Source organism: Rhizobium sp. GCM10022189, from assembly GCF_042656325.1.
Lineage (GTDB): Bacteria > Pseudomonadota > Alphaproteobacteria > Rhizobiales > Rhizobiaceae > Rhizobium.
Genome location: NZ_JBHSOR010000029.1, coordinates 1 through 17,164, shown reverse-complemented (window position 1 = coordinate 17,164; position 17,164 = coordinate 1). Strand labels below are relative to the sequence as shown.

The 17,164-nt window shown below is 62.6% G+C and carries 16 protein-coding genes and 1 pseudogene; 10 read left to right on the top strand and 7 right to left on the bottom strand.

The features are described 5' to 3' along the window. The first annotated feature begins 207 nt into the window (after positions 1-207). Positions 208-1,344: an ROK family transcriptional regulator gene (locus tag ACFPWW_RS12485; RefSeq protein ID WP_377311869.1), complete on the top strand. Its 1,137-nt coding sequence runs from the start codon at positions 208-210 to the stop codon at positions 1,342-1,344. A 15-nt stretch (positions 1,345-1,359) separates the two neighbouring features. Here ACFPWW_RS12485 and ACFPWW_RS12480 read toward each other — a convergent pair whose 3' ends face one another. Then, on the bottom strand, positions 1,360-2,406 hold the full coding sequence (locus tag ACFPWW_RS12480) for a Gfo/Idh/MocA family protein (RefSeq protein WP_112706096.1): 1,047 nt from the start codon (positions 2,404-2,406) through the stop codon (positions 1,360-1,362). A 278-nt stretch (positions 2,407-2,684) separates the two neighbouring features. Here ACFPWW_RS12480 and ACFPWW_RS12475 point away from each other — a divergent pair, with 278 nt between their 5' ends. From ACFPWW_RS12475 to ACFPWW_RS12450, 6 genes are all read left to right on the top strand, one after another. After that, positions 2,685-3,983 (top strand): extracellular solute-binding protein, encoded by a 1,299-nt coding sequence (locus ACFPWW_RS12475; RefSeq protein ID WP_377311868.1) that lies wholly within the window; start codon positions 2,685-2,687, stop codon positions 3,981-3,983. A 68-nt stretch (positions 3,984-4,051) separates the two neighbouring features. Continuing rightward, complete coding sequence (locus ACFPWW_RS12470) at positions 4,052-4,981, top strand: carbohydrate ABC transporter permease (RefSeq protein ID WP_112573244.1); 930 nt, start codon at positions 4,052-4,054, stop codon at positions 4,979-4,981. Then, positions 4,978-5,820: a carbohydrate ABC transporter permease gene (locus tag ACFPWW_RS12465; RefSeq protein ID WP_112573247.1), complete on the top strand. Its 843-nt coding sequence runs from the start codon at positions 4,978-4,980 to the stop codon at positions 5,818-5,820. Before ACFPWW_RS12470 ends, ACFPWW_RS12465 begins: the two co-directional genes overlap by 4 nt. A gap of 40 nt (positions 5,821-5,860) precedes the next feature. Next, on the top strand, positions 5,861-7,099 hold the full coding sequence (locus ACFPWW_RS12460) for an ROK family transcriptional regulator (RefSeq protein WP_112573249.1): 1,239 nt from the start codon (positions 5,861-5,863) through the stop codon (positions 7,097-7,099). Positions 7,100-7,129: 30 nt separating this feature from the next. Next, positions 7,130-7,984 (top strand): sugar phosphate isomerase/epimerase family protein, encoded by an 855-nt coding sequence (locus tag ACFPWW_RS12455; RefSeq protein ID WP_377311867.1) that lies wholly within the window; start codon positions 7,130-7,132, stop codon positions 7,982-7,984. Positions 7,985-8,005: 21 nt separating this feature from the next. Further along, a complete protein-coding gene (locus tag ACFPWW_RS12450) occupies positions 8,006-9,067 on the top strand; it encodes an ABC transporter ATP-binding protein (RefSeq protein WP_112706089.1) in 1,062 nt (353 codons plus the stop codon). A gap of 24 nt (positions 9,068-9,091) precedes the next feature. Here ACFPWW_RS12450 and ACFPWW_RS12445 read toward each other — a convergent pair whose 3' ends face one another. Beyond that, complete coding sequence (locus ACFPWW_RS12445) at positions 9,092-10,015, bottom strand: LysR family transcriptional regulator (protein ID WP_377311866.1); 924 nt, start codon at positions 10,013-10,015, stop codon at positions 9,092-9,094. Between the two features lie 147 nt (positions 10,016-10,162). Between ACFPWW_RS12445 and lysA the strand changes: the two genes are divergently transcribed. Then, positions 10,163-11,434, top strand: a complete 1,272-nt coding sequence (gene lysA / locus ACFPWW_RS12440; protein ID WP_377311865.1) for a diaminopimelate decarboxylase — start codon at positions 10,163-10,165, stop codon at positions 11,432-11,434. A 39-nt stretch (positions 11,435-11,473) separates the two neighbouring features. Here the strand turns inward: lysA and ACFPWW_RS12435 are convergent, their stop codons facing one another. Together ACFPWW_RS12435 and ACFPWW_RS12430 are read right to left on the bottom strand one after the other, a co-directional pair. After that, positions 11,474-11,773 carry a hypothetical protein gene (locus tag ACFPWW_RS12435; RefSeq protein WP_113500131.1) on the bottom strand — a complete coding sequence of 100 codons (300 nt, stop codon included), beginning with the start codon at positions 11,771-11,773 and terminating at the stop codon, positions 11,474-11,476. Between the two features lie 167 nt (positions 11,774-11,940). Beyond that, positions 11,941-13,791 carry an ABC transporter transmembrane domain-containing protein gene (locus ACFPWW_RS12430; protein ID WP_377311943.1) on the bottom strand — a complete coding sequence of 617 codons (1,851 nt, stop codon included), beginning with the start codon at positions 13,789-13,791 and terminating at the stop codon, positions 11,941-11,943. Between the two features lie 247 nt (positions 13,792-14,038). On the opposite strand from ACFPWW_RS12430, the gene ACFPWW_RS12425 reads away from it, so the two are divergent. Together ACFPWW_RS12425 and ACFPWW_RS12420 are read left to right on the top strand one after the other, a co-directional pair. Then, positions 14,039-14,803, top strand: a complete 765-nt coding sequence (locus tag ACFPWW_RS12425; RefSeq protein ID WP_377311864.1) for a heme ABC transporter permease — start codon at positions 14,039-14,041, stop codon at positions 14,801-14,803. Position 14,804: 1 nt separating this feature from the next. Further along, on the top strand, positions 14,805-14,966 hold the full coding sequence (locus ACFPWW_RS12420; protein WP_377311862.1) for a heme exporter protein CcmD: 162 nt from the start codon (positions 14,805-14,807) through the stop codon (positions 14,964-14,966). 207 nt (positions 14,967-15,173) lie between these two features. Here ACFPWW_RS12420 and ACFPWW_RS12415 read toward each other — a convergent pair whose 3' ends face one another. The 3 genes and pseudogenes from ACFPWW_RS12415 to ACFPWW_RS12405 form a co-directional block, all read right to left on the bottom strand. After that, positions 15,174-15,866, bottom strand: a complete 693-nt coding sequence (locus ACFPWW_RS12415) for a CBS domain-containing protein (RefSeq protein ID WP_377311861.1) — start codon at positions 15,864-15,866, stop codon at positions 15,174-15,176. 75 nt (positions 15,867-15,941) lie between these two features. Beyond that, positions 15,942-16,417: pseudogene (locus ACFPWW_RS12410) on the bottom strand (cytochrome c-type biogenesis protein CcmH). 14 nt (positions 16,418-16,431) lie between these two features. Beyond that, positions 16,432-17,164 (bottom strand): cytochrome c-type biogenesis CcmF C-terminal domain-containing protein (locus ACFPWW_RS12405; RefSeq protein WP_377311859.1); only part of this gene is annotated, 733 nt, incomplete at its 5' end.

Sequence of the window (17,164 nt, the reverse complement as noted above, 5' to 3'; positions counted from 1 at the left end):
GAAAACCCGACAGTGGCGGGCTTTTTGTATCGCGTGTCCGGATGGTAGTTTTTTGCAAACGACTTATGGGGACATTTGGAAAATGTGTCCGGGAGACTTCGATTTGTGCCCCAATAGAATTAATGGCTTATCTTCCAAAAATGAAAACGGTTAGGGGCGTCGACACCCTGTGATACACAAGCGTCATGGTGCTGAGGGAAGACGATAATGCGGTATCTTCGATCCGGGCCGCGGCGACGTCAGGCAGAGGAAACGGCTGTTACGCGGGGTAAGACAATCGGTCTGCGATCGGGAGAAATCGCCGACAGAAATATCCGCGTCATCCTGGAAGCCATCCGCCGGCACGGCCCTTTGACCCGTATGGAGCTCGGCCAGCACTCGGGCCTTACCGGCCCTGGCATCACCAATATTCTGCGCCGGCTCAGCGATGAAGGCCTGGTGACGTCGCACCGCCGCAACGGCGCGGGCAGCGGCGCAACCGCCGCCGAATTCGCCTTGCGCCCGGATGGTGCGTTCTCGATCGGCGTCAGGGTCCGCCAGAGCAGGGGCGAAGCCGTGCTGATCGATCTCAGCGGCCAGGTCCATGATCGCGAATATTTTCCGCTTTCCCCGACCGCGAGAGTGCCGTCAATCGTCTCGGCCACCCAGGCCATGGCGAGCCGTCATGCCGGCCTGCCGATCATCGGCCTGGGGATTGGGTCCAACGATTGGACCCCACAGGAAGGCGAGGAACTCGACGCGACCTCGACGCTTGCACGCATACATGTGGAGAACGAGTGCACCGCAAGCCTGCTTGCCGAGCGCACCATCGGCGCGCCCGCGCCCGAAGGCGGGCTGGCAATGATCATCATCGACGAAGACGTCCAGGCCGGCTTCCTCGTTCGCGGCATCCCCTATTCCGGCGTTCACGGACGCGCCGGCAGTATCGGCGAGATGCTGACCGGTCCCGACAATGTCCGGCTGAACAGCGTGGTCGGCTTCGGCGCCCTGCGCGCCCTGATCAGCGACGAGGAGTTCCGGCGCCTCATTGCGGGCGCGGAACCGTCTTCCCCCCAGTTGACGCAGTGGATCCGCGACGCGGCCAGCCACCTTCTCGACCCGATCATCGCCATGGCCGGTTTCATTGCCCCTGGTGTCATCATGATCGGCAGCGACCTGCCGCGAAGCGTCATCGAAGCGCTGATCCACCAGCTTTCCGTCGAACGGCGCGACACATCCAAGCGACCTTTCCTGACACCATGGATTTCGCCGATGAAACCGGCAAGCTTCAGCGGCGGCGGCGTGGCGCTGGGGGCGGCCTTGCTGCCCTTCCTCAACACCCTGCTGCCGCCGGTCTCTGCCTGACGCCCGAGTATCCGATCAGACAAGCGCCTCGTCGGCGTGGCTGATATCGGAGGCCAGTGCCTTGTCGAGCACCTTCTGGATATTCGCCGCGCGACGGAACGAGGGTTCCTGCGTCTTGCCCGCCCTGACAGCCTGCACGAAGCGCTGGTAGTTGGTCTCGACGGGATCGAAGGGAATATCGCGCCATGTGGCGGTGTGAACGTCTTCGCCGAGGCAGGCGCGAAGCGTCGATTTTCCGGTGTCGTAGATCATCTCGATCGAGCCGGTTTCGCCATAGACCCGGAGACGCAGCTGATCCATCTGGCCTGCGGCGGTGCGCGTCGCCTGGATTGTGCCGATCGCCCCTGTGGTGAAATCGACATTCATGGTGAAACTGTCATTCGCGTCCAGGTCATATTCGCCGATCTTGTCACCCGGCGCCTTGTTGAATGTCTTGAGCCGGGCAAAGACATGGGCGACGTCCAGCCCCGAACCGTAGGACGCGAAATCGACGATATGGATGCCGATATCGCCAAGCGCGCCATTCGAGCCGTGTTTCTTGCTGAGGCGCCACAGCCATTTGCTCTCGGTTTTCCAATCGCCCCAATGACGGCCGACGAGCCAGCTCTGCAGATGTGACGCCTCGACATGCCTGACCGCGCCGATCTCGCCGGCGAGCACCATCTGCCGGCCCTTCTGCAGGGCGGGCGAATTGCGATAGGTGAAGTTGACCATGCCGACCTTGCCGGCTTTCTCGATTGCATCGGTCATTTCCATCGCCTTGACGGCATCGGTCGCCAGCGGCTTTTCGCAGAACACATGCTTTCCCGCCGCGATCGCCTGAAGCGTCGTCGGGTGGTGAATGCGGTCGGGCGTGACGTTGGCGACGGCGTCGAACTCGCCCCAGGCCAGCGCCTCCTCGAGCGAGCCGAAGTGGTTCGGGATCCCGTGTTCGGAGCAAAAGGCTGCCAGCCGTTCGGGCACGACATCGACCCCGCCCACCACGCTGACGCCTTCGATCGCCTTGAAATTTGCGGCATGTTGGTTGGCCATTCCACCAGTGCCGAGAATGAGTAAACGCATCTGATCCTCCATGGATGTCAGGTTCGGCTATCCTCACGTAGCCGAGGCAAAACCTCACCGTGCCATTGCGGGTGCCCGAAATGGCTCGATTCTCTTGTGATCGGGACGTGCGGCTGCGGTTCGCTAACTTGTGTTGAATGTCGCCAGCATCTCATTCCTCCCAAGCTGCGGCTTGACATCAAATCAAAGTAACTTAATCTAATTAATGCAGCATGGAAATGAGGAGAGGTCAACCGACCACCAGGCTGTATCCGTTTAAAATGGGGAGGAGACCCATCATGAAGAGAGCGTTCATCAGCGCGTTAGCGCTGAGCACAATGTTATTTTCAGTGCCTGCCGCATTTGCCCAGGAGCTCGCGACAAAGGACAGGATCGGGGCTGCCGACGCCCCGAAAACCCTGGTCGTCCGGCTCACCAACGACAGCCCCAACAATGCCGACCCGGCAATCGCCGAAGGCTACCAGAAGCTCTTCGTCGAGTTCATCAAGAAGCATCCCGACTGGAAACTGCAGATGCAGTTCATGTCGGCCGATATCGGCACCGAACAGGCCAAGATGCTGGAGCAGGCCAAGGCCGGCAACGCTCCGGATTGTGCTGCGGTCGACTCCTTCGTGCTCTCGCAGTTCATGGTCAACCATGTGCTCGCCGACTTCACGCCCTATTTCTCGAAGGAGGAAATCGCCGACCTCTTCCCCTTCATCCGCAACGGCATCACCGACAAGGACCAGACGATCCGTGCATGGTGGTGGGACACGGACCTTCGTGTTCTCTACCGCAACAAATCCATCGTTGCCGACGCGCCGCAGACCTGGGACGACCTGAAGAAGGCCGGGCTTTCCTCCGTCGAACAGGGCATGGAAGGCATCCTCTTCAACGCCGGCCGCTACGAAGGCTCCACCTTCGACTGGCTGGCCAACTATTGGGCGCTCGGCGGCAAGCTCGTCGACGATTCCGGCAAGCCCATCTTCGGCGAGGTCGAAAACAAGGCGAAATTCCTGAAGGCCCTGAATTACTACAAGGATCTGGTCGATTCCGGTGCCGCACCCAAGCGCGTGACGACCATCGGAAACTATGACGACCTCAACGCCGCGGCAGCTGCCGGAACCACCGCTCTCTTCATCGGCGGCAACTGGCAATATGCCCAGCTGAAGGTCACGCTCGACGAAGACGAGTTCAAGAACTGGACTTTCTCGCCGATCCCCGGCCCGACCGCAGACCAGCGCTCCACCGGCACCGGCGGATGGACGATCGCCTCGTTCAGCAAGGACAAGGACAAGGTGGAGATGTGCGCCAATCTTGCCCGCGAAGTCTATATGGGGCCGGCCAATGCGCTGCAGCAGCAGCTGCCGACGCGCAAGTCGCTCTTCGACAAATATGATGTCTTCGCAACCGAGGCCAACAAGACCTTTGCCGCAGCTCTCGTCAACGGCCAGGCCCGTCCGGGCGCTCCGATCTATCCGGAAATCTCCAACCAGATCCAGATCATGATGGGCGATGTCCTGTCCGGCACCAAGAAGCCGGAAGAGGCTCTGGACGCGGCGTTCAACGCGACGATGGAGGCATACAAGCGTCTCTAACGATTGAGATTGCGGCGGCGCCCATGACGGGCGTCGCCGGTCATGTCAAACCCGGACAGAGAAGCCCAATGAGCCCCATCGCCATCGAGGCTGCCAGCCCGCCTCACAGCAGATCGTTCATGCGCCGTTTTGCCGGGGCACCCTTGCCCTGGATCATGCCCGTGATCATCGTCATCGGCATCTTCTATCTCTATCCCGTGATCGACGTGTTCCGCCTGTCGTTCACCAATGCGACCCTGATCGGCGACAATCCGGTCTATACGCTCGGCACGATCTCGAACGCGCTGAGTTCGCCGCAGCTGCCCGACATCCTATGGGCCACGCTCATCTTCGTGGGCGGCAGCGTCATCGGACAGCAGATATTCGGTCTCGCCGTTGCCGTCGTTGTCATCAGAGGCGAAAAACGCGGCCTGTTCGGCACGACGATCCTGCGCACCACGGCGCTCGTTGCCTGGGTCGTGCCCGGCATTGCCGGCGGCATCATCTGGCAGATGCTGTTTTCCGAAGCCCCCTACGGGGCGTTGAACAGCATCTTGCGGCTCATGCACCTGCCGACGGTCGCCTGGCTATCCGATCCGGCGATCGCGCCGTGGTCGGCGCTGATCTCCAATATCTGGCGCGGCACGGCCTTCTCGATGGTGGTCATGTACGCAGCCCTAAAATCGATCGACCCGTCCCTTTACGAGGCGGCGGATGTCGACGGCGCGACAGGTTCGCAACAGTTCCTCTTCATCACTCTCCCGCAGCTGCGCGCCGCCATGCTGGTCAACATGATCCTCATCACGATCATGACGCTCAACACTTTCGACGCGATCATCACGCTGACCGGCGGCGGTCCGGGGCGGGCGACCGAGGTGATCTCGCTTTACGTGTTCAATATCGTCTTCCGCAATTACGATCTTTCCGGCGGCAGCGTGCTCTCCGTGCTGATGCTGATCATCAGCCTAGGGCTTGCCTTCGTTTACGCATCGTTCCTGCCGAAGGAGGAGGAGCAATGAGCAGGCGCACCGGCACGCGCTTCGGCGACTTCCTGAGCTACCTCTTCATGCTGGCGATGTTCATCTTCTTCGCCGGCCCCCTCTCCTATCTCCTGTCGATGGCCTTGCGCGACAGGCGGGAAATCTATCGCGGCGTGGCGCGCTACATCCCGCACAATCCGACCATCGACAACTTCGTCACCGTGCTCAACAACAGCTACTTCCCGATCTATCTCTGGAACGGGCTGAAGCTTGCTGCCTTCAGCGGTTTCGGCGTGCTGATCGTCGCCCTGCCTGCGGCTTATGCATTTTCCCGCTTCCAGTTCCGCGGCAAGGGCCTGTCGATGATGGGGCTCCTGCTGTTCCAGATGATCTCGCCGCTGGTCATCATGGTGCCGCTCTACCGCTACATGAACCGTCTTGGCCTGCTCGACACGCATTTCGCCGTCACGATGGTCTATATCGCGCTCGGCGTGCCGCTTGCGACCTGGCTGCTGAAAAGCACGATAGACGGCATTCCGCGCAGCCTCGACGAGGCAGCCATGATCGACGGCTGCAACCGGTTCTCGGTCTTCTGGCGGATCGTCCTGCCGCTTTCGGCGCCGGGCATCGCTTCCGTCTTCATCATCACCGTGATTGCCGGCTGGTCGCAGTTCCTCGTGCCTTTTCTGCTGCTCACGCAAAACAATCTGATGCCGATCGGCGTCGGGATCTTTAACTTCCGTGGCATGCAGACCGACTCGTCCATCCAGCTGCTTGCGGCCGCCTGCCTGATCTCCGTCGTGCCGGCGATCGTGGCCTTCCTGTCGCTCCAGCGGCTGATCCTTGGTGCCATGACCAGCGGCGCAGTGAAAGGATGAGGCCGGCTTGCATGTGCGTGGCAGATGGAGGATCCCGACCATGAACCAGACGACCGGCGCCAGACTGTCTCCCGACCTGACGGGGGCCAATGTCGAGGATGCGGGCGAACACAACAGAGCCGTCGTTCTGCGCTGCATCCATCGGCAGGCGCCGATCTCGCGTGCCGAGATTGCCCGGCAGACCGGCTTTACCAAACCGGCGATCGCCCGCATCGTGGACCGCCTGCTCGACGAGGGCCTGATCATCGAGGCGCGCCGGCGCCATGGGCTCCGGGGCCAGCCGGCAATCGAGCTCGAGATCAACCCCGATGCATTCTACGCAATCGGCATCAACATCGATCGCGACCATCTGACGATTGTCGCCGTCGATGCGGTCGGCAACGTGCGTGCCCGCGTGCACCACGAAAAGCGCTATGTGCGGCCGGCCGAATTCATGCAGCTGACGGCCGATGCGATCTCGCACTTCCAGCGAAGCCGCCTGATCGACGACGCGCATCTGGCCGGCATCGGGCTCGCCATGCCGGACTGGCTCGGCGAGATCAGCTTCCTCGGCATGCCCGACGACTACTCGGAATGGATGGAATTCGACGTCCGCGCAGCGCTGGAAAACCTGACGCAGCACCCGGTCTTCATCGAGAACGAGACCAATGCCGCGGCACTTGCGGAACTGGATTACGGCCTCGGGTCGGAAAGCCGCAGCTTCTTTTACATCGCCATCAACGCCTGCCTTGGCGGAGGCCTCGTGCTCGACGGCAACGGCCATCGCGGCGCCATGGCGCTCAGCGGCGAAATCGGCTGGCTGCCGATCGCCGACGATCGGGACAAGGCGGCACCGAAGGTCGATCTTCTGGGCGAGATGGTGACGATCTTCTTCCTCTACAAATTCCTGGCCGAACACGGCATCCGCGCAAGCGTGCCCCAGGACCTGCTGGCCCTTGACGCGCATGGCAGGGCGCTCGTTTCGAAATGGCTGAAGGAGATGAGCGCGCATCTTGCCGTTGCCGTCAAGCATATCGGCATGATCGTCGATCCCGACGCCATCATCATCGGCGGCCGATTGCCGATCCGCATGATCGACGAGCTGCTGCGCTACGTTCACGAACATCTGACGGCCGCAGACACCACCTTGCCCTCGCTGCATCGCGCTTCGCTCGGCGAGGACGCTTCGGCGCTCGGTGCGGCAGCGATGCCGATGGCCGCGGCCCTGATGCTGGCATCGGCCGACGCCGTTCAGCGCACCCGCTCGCCTCTCAAATTCATGGATCGCCTGAACAATTGAAACCGCCGGCAAGGCACTGGGAGGATTTTGATGAGGATTGGTTTTTATACGTCGACATTCAACGACCGGCCACTTGAGGAAGTGGTGGATTTTGCGGCGTCGGCCGGTTTCGACGCGATCGAAATCGACGTCGGCGGCCACATCAGGACGCCGGACAGGGTGCGGGCTGCGGTGGCACTCGCCCGGGACCGCAACCTCTTCGTCTCCTCGATTACCTATTTCGGCAACCAGCTCGATTCCGATCGCACAAAGCGCGGCGAACTTCGCACCCGAACGGAGGAATTTGCGGAGGCGATCGGTGACGCCGGAGTGCCGATCTTCGTGATTTTTCCCGGCCGCGACGACAGTGCCGACGAGGAGACCAACTACGATGATTTCGCCGATTTCGCCAACCGATTGATTGCCCGCACGACGTCAGGCGGCCTCACCTTCGCGATCGAAAACTGGCCGGGGCCGAAGGACAATTTCATCGGCACCACGCCGAAAGGCTGGCAGGAGCTCTTCAAGCGCATACCCGACCGGCGCTTCGCTCTCGAATTCGACCCGTCGCACCTCATCCGCATCGGCGTCGATCCCTATGCCGCGATGGAGGCGGTCAAGGATCGCATCGCCATTCTCCACGCCAAGGATACGGCCATCGATGCAGCCGCCCAGCAGGCGGTCGGCTACCACGGCAAGGGCTGGTGGCAGTACAAGCTGCCGGGCCAGGGCCTGCTCGACTGGCCCCGCTTCCTGCGCCAGGCCCGCGCCGGCGGCTTTGATGGCACGCTTTCGATCGAACACGAAGACGCCGCCTACGGATGGCCGGGCAAGGATCTCGAGGCCAGAAAAGAAGGTGAGCGCCTCGGGCTCGCCTACCTCAGAAACGTCTTGGACAAGCTTTGAGAGCGACCCGGGAGGACGGAAATGGCCCATGTGAGAGTGAACAATGCGCGCAAGGACTACGGCGCGTTCAAAGCCATCAAAGGCGTTTCGGTCGATATCCGCGACGGCGAGTTCGTCGTGCTGGTCGGCCCCTCGGGCTGCGGCAAATCCACCCTGCTCAGAATGATCGCCGGCCTGGAAGACATTAGCTCCGGCGAGATCCAGATCGGCGCGCATATCGTCAACGAGCTGGCACCGAAGGATCGCGACATCGCCATGGTGTTCCAGAACTACGCGCTTTATCCGCACATGACGGTCGCCAGGAATATGGGCTTCTCGTTGCGGCTGAAGCGCATGCCGAAGACCGAGATCGACAGGCGCGTCGGCAATGCCGCCAAGATCCTCGGGCTGGAGGCGCTTCTCGAGCGCTATCCGAAGCAGCTGTCGGGCGGCCAGCGGCAGCGCGTCGCCATGGGACGCGCGATCGTTCGCGATCCCGCCGTCTTCCTGTTCGACGAGCCCCTGTCGAACCTGGATGCCAAGCTGCGCGTGCAGATGCGCTCCGAGATCAAGGAACTGCATCAGCGGCTGAAGACCACGACGATCTACGTCACCCACGATCAGATCGAGGCGATGACGATGGCGGACAAGATCGTCGTGATGAAGGACGGCCTGATCGAACAATCCGGTTCTCCGCTCGAACTTTACGATCGCCCGAACAACCTCTTCGTTGCCGGCTTCATCGGCTCTCCCGCCATGAACTTCATCAGGGGGACCATGACGAATGAAGGTTTCCGGACCGCAGACGGGCTTGTCCTGCCGAGCGAGCGGCACCCGTCCGGCGCCGTCACCTACGGCATTCGCCCCGAACACATCACGCTCGATCCCAACGGCATCGAGGTGACGACCGCCGTTGTCGAGCCGACAGGGTCCGAGACATTGGTGATCGCCCGTCTTGGCGCGCAGACGATCAGCTGCGTGTTCCGGGAGCGGATCAGAGCTGCCCCCGGCGATGTTCTGCGCATCGCTCCGCTCCACGATTCTGTTCATCTGTTTGACGAAGGCGAGCAGCGTATCACCGCTGGAGAACCGGTGCTGAACTGACGAGGTGCAACAGGGTGTCGGCGGTCAGCGAGGGCCAATGAGGGCGGCAAGCCGGGTTTCGATCTGCCGGGCCTGCCGGGCCAGTTCGCCCCCGAATAGCTCGACCAGTTGCGACTGCGGCCGATGGATCGGCCGCACGATGTTGACGGAAAACGGGACCGAGAACGACAGCCGGCGAAGGTGAACACCGTTGCCGGAAAAATCCAGGGCCGTCAGGGGGTTGACGATGGCCAGGCCAATTCCCTCCCGCACCATCGAGCAGACGGATGCCGCGCTGTGGGTCTCGACGACCATGCGCCTGGCGATGCCGGCATTTCGAAAAATCTGATCAATCTGCTGCCTGTAGCTGTCCGTCGCCGACAGGCTGACAAAGGATTGCCCTTCGAAATCGCCGGGCGACAGAACGGCCTTTGCCAGAAGCGGATGAGCCTCCGGCAACACGCAGATCTCGTCGAGCGTCATGAGTGGGGTCGCCTCCGTGCCCTGAGGGGCGTGGCCGACCTCGGTCAGCCCGAAGTCATAACGTTGCGCCGACAGCCATTCCTCCAGCAGAGGGGATTCCTGCGGAACGATACTGACGCCCACGTTCGGGAAGCGCTCGATGAAACGCCGGCATGTCTGCGGCAGGAGCGATTGAGAAAAGACCGGCAGGCATACGATGGAAAGCTGTCCCTGCTCGAACTGGCGCAGCGACGCCGCTGCATCGAGGATGCGATCCAGCCCGAAATAGGCGCGCTGCACTTCCTCGAACAATTGCAGAGCGTGCGCGGTCGGGCGCAGCCGGCCGCGTATGCGCTCAAAAAGCTGCATCTGGATCAGATGTTCGAAGCGCGCCAGTTCGCGGCTGATTGTCGGTTGTGACGTATTCAGCATCGCGGCCGCATCCGTGACGCTGCCCGTCATCATCACCGCCCTGAAGACCTCGATATGCCGAAGGGTAACGGCCATGCCACCTCATATCGGAATTGAATGCAGACTGGAAAAATTGATATTTTTCATATGGCCGGTTTCGTGGTCAACCCTTTTGCGAAAACCGCATTGCCCAGCTGAAACGATCTCCCGGTTCGAAGGGTCGCCCTATGGATAAGCCGTACCATGCCCTTCACCCCCGCCAATGACCTTATTGCCCTCGCCCATCGATACGGGACGCCCTTGTGGATTTACGACGCTTCGACGATCCGCGAGCGGATAAGGCAGCTTGGGGCGTTCGATGTGATCCGCTATGCGCAGAAGGCGTGCTCCAACATCCACATCCTCTCCCTCATGCGGGAGGCGGGCGTGCTTGTGGACTCCGTATCCCTTGGTGAAATCGAGCGCGCGCAGCGGGCCGGATTTTCTGCCGGTTCGACCGTTTCAGGCGCGGCAGGGCTCGTCTACACCGCCGACATTTTCGACCGCCCCACCCTGCGCCGCGTCGTCAACGACAAGGTCGAAGTCAATGCCGGCTCCATCGACATGCTGCACCAGCTCGGCCAGCTTTCGCCCGGTCATCGCGTCTGGCTGCGCGTCAATCCCGGCTTCGGCCACGGCCACAGCAACAAGACAAATACGGGCGGAGAAAACAGCAAGCACGGCATCTGGCATACCGAACTCGGCCACGCCATCGACCTGGTCCGCCGTTATCGCCTGCATCTCGTCGGGCTTCATCTCCATATCGGTTCCGGCGTCGATTACGGCCATCTCGAACAGGTCTGTCACGCGATGACCGGCCTGCTCAACAGTCTGGATCACGACATCGAGGCGATATCGGCAGGCGGTGGCCTTTCCGTTCCCTATCGCGACGGGGACAAGGCAATCGATACCGCGCATTATTTCAGCCTGTGGGACAGCGTGCGCAGGCAGGCGGAAAGCAGGCTCGGCCATGCCGTGCGCCTGGAGATCGAGCCTGGACGTTTCCTCGTGGCAGAAGCCGGTGTACTGCTGGCCGAGGTCCGCGCGACAAAACAAGCTGGCCGAAATCACTTCACTCTCGTGGATGCGGGTTTCAACGACCTGATGCGCCCTGCCCTCTATGGCAGCTATCACGGGATATCGGTGCTGCCTCACGACGACCGGGACCTAAGCTCGTCCGAACCGCGCCCCACTGTCGTAGCAGGACCGCTCTGCGAATCGGGAGACGTATTCACGCAAGGGGCCGACGGCGTGGTCGAGACGCGGCCGCTGCCTCCTGCCGAGGTCGGCGACTTTCTCGTTTTCCACGGGGCAGGCGCCTATGGCGCGTCGATGTCGTCAAACTACAACAGCCGGCTTCACGCTGCCGAATATCTCATCGACGGGGCAAATTCCCGGCTGATCCGCCGACGCCAGACCATCGACGAGCTTTGCGAGCTGGAATTGACCGCAAGTCACGCCGCGGCGGCGGCGTGACGCAGCCAAACCTTCGGCACTGGTGCCGGAAACCTGTCGTCAGAGGTCGAGCAGCAAATCACCGGCGTTTCGATCATGACCCCGGTTGCCCGTTTCAAGCCGCGTCGGGTTTCCAGCCTCTCTGCGCTTCCTGGAGCCCGTCTTTCTGACTTTTGGAGCGGGCTCCCCCGATAACTCAAGGAGTAATATTGCTGCAGGTTCGCCCGTCGCCGGATCGGCCTGCCTGTTCGCGTCGTCGGCCACTTTCTGGACGGCGGCGATGGAATCCGCCAGCTCGATGTCGGTATTCGGCTTTGCAATTTTGACTGCCGGAGTAGTCTTCGGCGCGAAACGTATCATGAATAACCGCCTTCCCAATAGTTCTCTTTTTGTTCTCATCTAAAAGGTTGCTTGTCAACCTTATTCATATCCGAAAAGCCTGGGTTCCGGGCCGGTCAGCGGAATGACCGGCCAGCCCTGGAGCAAGCGACAGGCGTGCACATCGCAGATACCTGTCGCCGCAAGGCTCATGCCGCGTGCCCCTTGAGCGCCGTCGCCTCCGTGAGATCGAACTGCAGTTCGGCAAGCTTGGAATAGGTTCCGCCCTGGCGGATCAGCGCGGCGTGCGTTCCCTCCTCGATCACCCGCCCGCCGTCGATCACCAGGATTCGATCCGCCTTGAGCACAGTGGCAAGGCGATGCGCGATCACGATCGTCGTGCGGTTGCACATCAGATCGTCGAGCCCTTTCTGCACGAGCATTTCGTTTTCCGCGTCGAGAGATGCCGTGGCCTCGTCCAGCAGAAGGACCGGCGCGTTCTTCAGGACCGCGCGGGCGATCGCCAGTCTTTGCCGCTGCCCGCCCGACAGGGTGAGACCGCGCTCGCCGACCACGCTACGATAGCCATCCGGCAGTTCGGAGATAAATCCATGCGCCCGTGCCGCGGCCGCAGCCGCCGCGATTTCTTCGTCTGAGGCGTCGGGGCGTCCAAGGCCGATATTCTCCGCGATGGTCGTCGCAAAGATTGTCACGTCCTGCGGCACGACGGCTATTTCGCCTCGAACGGCCGAGGCCGCGGTTGTGCGGATATCGCAGCCATCGAGCGAGATCTGGCCGGAATAATTCGGGTAGAAGCCGAGCAGCAGCGAGAAGATCGTGCTCTTGCCGGAGCCGGAAGCGCCCACAAGCGCCACCGTCTCTCCGGGCCGGACACTCATCGACAGGCCCGCAAGGACCTCCTTGTCCGGGGCTCCCGGATAGGCGAAATGCAGGTCCCGGATTTCGATTGCGCCTGCGGCGGGCCGACTGAGCGCAGTTTGCGAGACCGGCTCGCTTTCGCCGCCATCTTCATCGAGCAGCTCGAAAAGGCGTTCGGCCGAACCTGCCGCCTGCGCCAGTTCGCCCCAGACTTCGGAGAGCGAGCCCAGCGAGCCAGCGGCAATGACGGAATAAAGCAGGAACTGGCTGAGGCTCCCGGCCGAAAGCGTACCGGACAGCAGGTTGTGGGCGCCGATCCAGAGAACCCCGACGACGCTTCCGAAAATGAGGGCAATGGCGACGGCGGTCAGCAGCGCGCGGGAGCGGGCGGCGTGGACGGCGCTGCGGTAGGAGGTCTCGACCTCGCGTGCATATCTCTCGCTCGCCGCCGCCTCTCCGTTGAAAGCCTGCATCGTTCGGCTGCCGGCGATCATCTCGCTGGCGAAGGCCGACGCGATCGCAAGCGTGTCCTGCGCCGCCCGCGATTTTCTGCGAACCGAGCGACCGAAAAGAACGAGCGGCGCAACAACGAGCGGGATGGCGCCCAAAGTAATGGCGGACAGTCCCGGGCTCGTGACGAACATCATCGCCAGAGCGCCCAGGCACAGCAGCGAATTGCGCAGGGCCACCGACGCGGCAAGGTTCAATGCGGACTTGATCTGCGCAGCGTCAGCCGTCAGCCGGGATGCGATATCGCCGGACTTGTTGGCGTCAAAAAAGCGGGCCGGCAGGCGTGTCACGTTCCGGAAGGTTTTCACACGCAGGTCGCTGACGATGCGTTCGCCAAGCGTCGTGACGAAATAGTACCGGCAGGCGCTTGTTATGGCGAGCGCGACGGCAAGAGCAAGAAGCATCAGGAAATAGCTGTTGACGAAACCGCCGTCGGACTGACCGAATCCGTGGTCGATCATCCGGCGGACCGCCATCGGCAGCGCAAGCGAGATCATGGCTGCAGCAGCCAACGAGACGAGCGCCCACAGCAGAAGACCCCGGTGGGGCCGCAGCAGGGGCAGCAATCGGAGAAGGCCGGAAACGGCCGGCTTCTTTTTCCCGGAGCGCGGGTGGGAACCCGCAATCGCGCCGGGAGGGGGAGCGGCGGTTCGGTCGTGCGCGGCAATCATCAAGATGAGGGTCTCCTGAACTGGAATGCCCCTTTTTTTGACATTGCGCGGCGATCGTCTTTGACCGCGATCAATTATCGACCGGTTGAGCCGGAGCGCTGCCGCGGCACAAGGTCTCAGCAACATGCAGCGAAAGGCTTCGCTGCCCCTACCTCGAACCCTGATGTCGGCCGAGCGAATGAGAGGCGCATGACCGCAGTTTGATCCGGGTCAATTAATCTGGCGGTGTTGGGCGCTAGAGCAGGCCATGACCTATGCCGGACGCATCAAAGACAACATCGCCAGCCTTGCGCAGCCCGCCAGGTTCCTGGCGTTCGCCGACCGGATATTGCCCGGCCTTTCGACGCTCACCGCCCTCTGTTTCGTCATCGGCCTCTATCTGAGTTTCGTCTCCGACGGAGACTACCAGCAGGGTGAGACCGTCAGGATCATGTATGTGCATGTTCCGGCGGCCTGGATGGCAATGTTCTGCTATGCGGTGATGACGGCAAACGCCATCGGCTCTCTCGTATGGCGCCATCCGCTGGCCGATGTCGCCGCCCGCGCCGCGGCGCCAATCGGTGCGGCCTTTACCCTCGTGTCGCTTGTGACGGGCGCGATCTGGGGCAAGCCGATGTGGGGCACCTGGTGGGTCTGGGATGCGCGCCTGACCTCGATGTTCGTGCTTTTCCTCATGTATCTCGGACTGCTGGCGATCAACCGTGCCATCGACGAGCCGACGCGCGCTGCGCGCGTCACGGCCGTTCTCGTTGTCGTGGGCTTCGTCAACATTCCCGTCATCAAGTTCTCTGTCGACTGGTGGAACACGCTGCACCAGCCGGCGAGCGTGCTCAGGCTGGATGGCCCCGCCCTGGATATCGAATTCCTTCGCCCGCTGCTGACCATGGGCCTGGCCTTTACGGCACTCTTTTTCACCCTCCACATCGCCTCGATCAGGAACGAAATCTGGCGGCGAAAACTCATGTCGCATCACCGCCTGGCCGCACGGGCCGCAACAGAAAGGGCAAACTGAGATGACACATCAGGAATATGTGCTGGCCGCCTATGCCGTCGCCTTCGCCACCATGACCGCCATCAGCGTGACGATCTGGTTTCGCGGCCGCGCCTATCGCCGGCAAGTCGAGGTCGTCGCGAAGATCAGGCATCGCGCGGCCCCTCATGCTGACGGGCGATAATTCGCCGGAAACACCGTCCTCGCGCGCGGCAACAGCCCCTACGCTGTCCTTGAGATCAGTCCGAACGGAGCTGATGGACCGGGTGCCTATGGCGTGCCCATAGCGATGGCCGCACGCCGTTCAGGCAGGTTGGCCGGCATCGGTGCAGCGCCCGGCAAGCATTGGCCGCCGGCCGCCGATCGGAAGCGCCGGGGCTGCGGCCCGGGCTCAGGTCCGCTGCGACCGATCTTCCGGACCCGGATCTGCGGCAATCTGCAACCGATCAAGGCAGCCTCCCGACCCGAGGTTTTCGACAAGCGCCAGCACGGCACGGCGCTGCAGATCGCTTTCCAAATTCCCTTCGAGCGTGATCTGCCCGTTGCGAACGGATACGCGTATCCGTTGCGGCGTCAGGCCGAGATCGTATTTCAGGCGCGTGCGAACCGCCAGGAGGATGGCGTCATCCTCGCGTGGCAATCTGAGCGTCGGCGCGTCCGTTATCAAAGCGAGGATATCGCGCCGGCTGACAATCCCGACGAGCCGCCCGCCCTCGACGATCGGGATGCGCTTGATGCGATGCACCTCAAGGCTTTCGGCAATATCCGAAACCTCGCTGTCCGGACCGGCGACGATGACATCGCGTGACATGATATCCCTGACGGACCAGCCGTTGCCGCGAATGTAGCGGTCGAGATCGACATCGGACGTAACTTCCGCGTGGCGCGCGCTACGCGGCGCAAGCCGGATCTCCCGGCGCAGCAGGAGGTCGCCTTCGGTCACAATCCCGCAGATCCGCCCCCCGTCTTCAACGACAGGCAGCCCGCTGATATTGTTCTGCATCATCACCGCGACGGCATGGCGGATCTCCGCCGCTGGGCTGATCGAAACCACGTCGCTCGTCATAATGTCCTTGGCCTGCATAGCTCCGCCTCCCCTTCCGGAAACCTCTTGTTCCATGAGAGTAGGGCGGCCGGGACGAATGGGCCTTGACCTCCGTCAAAGTCGCAGAGTCGGATCCAGAAGCTCGGCAAGCCGTGCCTGCTCTTCGTCGGTGAGCTTGCTGCCGGTCGGCTTGCCGGCGCGTTTGCGGGCAAGACGATGAGGGAGACGCCGCCGGCAAGGATCAGCAGCAGGGGCGCGCCCCAGAGCAGCAGCGTGCGCAGGCTGACGCGCGGCTTCAGGAGCACGAACTCGCCGTAGCGCGAGACGATATAGTCCAGCACCTCCTCGTCCGTATCGCCGTCGGTGATGCGCTCGCGCACGAGAAGGCGCAGGTCTCTGGCAAGGTCGGCATTGGAATCGTCGATCGACTGGTTCTGGCAGACCATGCAGCGCAGCTCCGCCGACAGCGCCCGTGCCCGGGCTTCAAGGGCCGGGTCGGCAAGCACTTCGTCCGGGTTGACGGCGAAGGCGGACATTGGGGCGAAAAGGACGAACAGGATGATGAGGAGCCGGGAGAGACGGCGCGACATTTGGAGGAGGCTCCTCATTCCGCCGGCTCCATTGTCGGTGCTGCGGCCCTGGCCTTCGCCTTCCGGCTCGGGGCGCCGACCCGCAGGCGCCGGTCGCTGAGCGAGACGAAGCCGCCGAGCGCCATGACCAGCGCCCCGCCCCAGATGCACAGGATGAACGGCTTCCACCAGATGCGCACGACGATGCCGCCGTCACGGGTGGCGTCGCCGAGCGAAACATAGAGCTGGCTGAGGCCGAAGGTCAGGATGCCGGCCTCCGTCGTCGGCATCTGCCTTGCGGTATAGAGCCGCTTGGCCGACCAGGTATCGGCGACTTGCGCGCCGCCGCGGCGGATCGAGAAATGGCCGCGGTCCTCGGTATAGTTCGGGCCGGTCGCCGGCTGCATGCCGTCGAAGACGATGCCGTAGCCGCCGGCCTCCGCCGACTGGCCGGGCTTCATCTCGATCACATGCTCGGTCGCAAACGTGGTCACGGTGACGATGCCGAGCACGGTGATGCCAAGCCCGGCATGGGCGAGCGCCGTGCCGAAGGCCGAGCGCGGCAGGCCGGTGAGCCGCCGCCAGGCGATATCGGCCTTCACCTTGCCGATGCCGGCGCGATACCAGAGGTCGGCAACGGCGCCCAGGATCAGGAACAGGCCGGCGGCAAGGCCGAGCACGGCCATGACCGGGCCGCCATGTTCGAGATAGAAGAAGACGAGCGCGGCGGCAAAGGCGAGAGCGGCCACGACATAGAGCCGCTGCAGG

What these genes read in the sequence shown, in the direction of transcription:
- ACFPWW_RS12485 (WP_377311869.1), top strand. Translation starts at nt 208, where the DNA reads ATGCGGTATCTTCGATCCGGGCCGCGGCGACGTCAGGCAGAGGAAACG.
- ACFPWW_RS12425 (WP_377311864.1), top strand. Translation starts at nt 14,039, where the DNA reads ATGACCTATGCCGGACGCATCAAAGACAACATCGCCAGCCTTGCGCAG.
- ACFPWW_RS12460 (WP_112573249.1), top strand. Translation starts at nt 5,861, where the DNA reads ATGAACCAGACGACCGGCGCCAGACTGTCTCCCGACCTGACGGGGGCC.
- ACFPWW_RS12455 (WP_377311867.1), top strand. Translation starts at nt 7,130, where the DNA reads ATGAGGATTGGTTTTTATACGTCGACATTCAACGACCGGCCACTTGAG.
- ACFPWW_RS12470 (WP_112573244.1), top strand. Translation starts at nt 4,052, where the DNA reads ATGAGCCCCATCGCCATCGAGGCTGCCAGCCCGCCTCACAGCAGATCG.
- lysA (WP_377311865.1), top strand. Translation starts at nt 10,163, where the DNA reads ATGCCCTTCACCCCCGCCAATGACCTTATTGCCCTCGCCCATCGATAC.
- ACFPWW_RS12450 (WP_112706089.1), top strand. Translation starts at nt 8,006, where the DNA reads ATGGCCCATGTGAGAGTGAACAATGCGCGCAAGGACTACGGCGCGTTC.
- ACFPWW_RS12435 (WP_113500131.1), bottom strand. Translation starts at nt 11,773, where the DNA reads ATGATACGTTTCGCGCCGAAGACTACTCCGGCAGTCAAAATTGCAAAG.
- ACFPWW_RS12475 (WP_377311868.1), top strand. Translation starts at nt 2,685, where the DNA reads ATGAAGAGAGCGTTCATCAGCGCGTTAGCGCTGAGCACAATGTTATTT.
- ACFPWW_RS12430 (WP_377311943.1), bottom strand. Translation starts at nt 13,791, where the DNA reads ATGATTGCCGCGCACGACCGAACCGCCGCTCCCCCTCCCGGCGCGATT.
- ACFPWW_RS12445 (WP_377311866.1), bottom strand. Translation starts at nt 10,015, where the DNA reads ATGGCCGTTACCCTTCGGCATATCGAGGTCTTCAGGGCGGTGATGATG.
- ACFPWW_RS12420 (WP_377311862.1), top strand. Translation starts at nt 14,805, where the DNA reads ATGACACATCAGGAATATGTGCTGGCCGCCTATGCCGTCGCCTTCGCC.
- ACFPWW_RS12480 (WP_112706096.1), bottom strand. Translation starts at nt 2,406, where the DNA reads ATGCGTTTACTCATTCTCGGCACTGGTGGAATGGCCAACCAACATGCC.
- ACFPWW_RS12465 (WP_112573247.1), top strand. Translation starts at nt 4,978, where the DNA reads ATGAGCAGGCGCACCGGCACGCGCTTCGGCGACTTCCTGAGCTACCTC.
- ACFPWW_RS12415 (WP_377311861.1), bottom strand. Translation starts at nt 15,866, where the DNA reads ATGCAGGCCAAGGACATTATGACGAGCGACGTGGTTTCGATCAGCCCA.